At 57.1% G+C, this 821-nt stretch carries 1 protein-coding gene and 1 pseudogene; both read left to right on the top strand.

Translation table 11 applies throughout. From position 1 onward, the window contains the following. Positions 1-300 (top strand): annotated as a pseudogene (locus FY112_RS00145) (hypothetical protein); the annotation flags it as partial. Beyond that, complete coding sequence (locus FY112_RS00140) at positions 297-488, top strand: hypothetical protein (protein ID WP_017958263.1); 192 nt, start codon at positions 297-299, stop codon at positions 486-488. The pseudogene FY112_RS00145 and the gene FY112_RS00140, both read left to right, overlap by 4 nt. The last annotated feature ends 333 nt before the right edge of the window (positions 489-821 follow it).

Raw genomic sequence — 821 nt, 5'->3', positions numbered from 1 at the left:
GAATTCACCTTTCAGTCCCTGTCCCAGACGACAGTTCGCGGATATCAATATTGGGCGATCCCCTATGTCCGCCTGATGCGCCGAAGTCCGCTGGCAGAAAAAATCATGTATCCTCTCGCCAGAGCGCGAGCTCTGGAGATTGCCTACCAGGCCGGGCGCCGTTCGAAGGGCTCGCTTGGCGGCAAGGTGGTGCGCCTTATCGGCGAGCCGCTATGCTTCCTGATCGGCAGCGTGGTGAAGCAGAAGGACTGGGCTCCGCTTTGGGTGGAGAAGACAGAGGCGACAGGAGGTCAATCATGACAGCCTTCTCAAAATTGATCGTGCAGGAAGTTGCGTTGTCGGCGGTCTTGGCGGCGGGCGCCGTCATCGGCATTCCCAAGCTGACCGACCCGAATGCTGCCGCCAATTATCCGTTGGCAATCGGGGTTTTCCTGGCAATGGCAGCGACCTTCGTCGCCTACGAGCTTTTCGTCAAGAAATCATCCTGATGCTATTGTCTGGCCTGAAAACCTCTGACTTTTTCAACGGCCGGGAGGCGTAAATCTTCCGGCCGTCATGATTCACTCCTGTTCAGCATTCAAAAGTCGTCGTCTGCAGGTTGACGCTTTCCCGCAGCAACCTAATTTTCCCGTGCACGTAGTGTTTTCGACCACCTTCCCGAAACGAACAAATGGTGAGTTAAGTGCAGGGTATCAAAGAACTTTCGAGCACCGAGATTGAACACGTATCCGGTGGTGGCGTCAGCTCCGGTGTTCGGGGCGCAATCGACGGCGCAGCAGCACTCGCAGGCGGTGGCGCTCTCGGCTACGCGGCAGCGATCG

This window comes from Rhizobium sp. PEPV16 (genome assembly GCF_008919455.1).
GTDB classification, from domain to species: domain Bacteria; phylum Pseudomonadota; class Alphaproteobacteria; order Rhizobiales; family Rhizobiaceae; genus Rhizobium; species Rhizobium leguminosarum_Q.
Note: the sequence above shows the minus strand (reverse complement) of the source record. Positions and strands in the feature narration are given on the sequence as shown.

What these genes read in the sequence shown, in the direction of transcription:
- FY112_RS00140 (WP_017958263.1), top strand. Translation starts at nt 297, where the DNA reads ATGACAGCCTTCTCAAAATTGATCGTGCAGGAAGTTGCGTTGTCGGCG.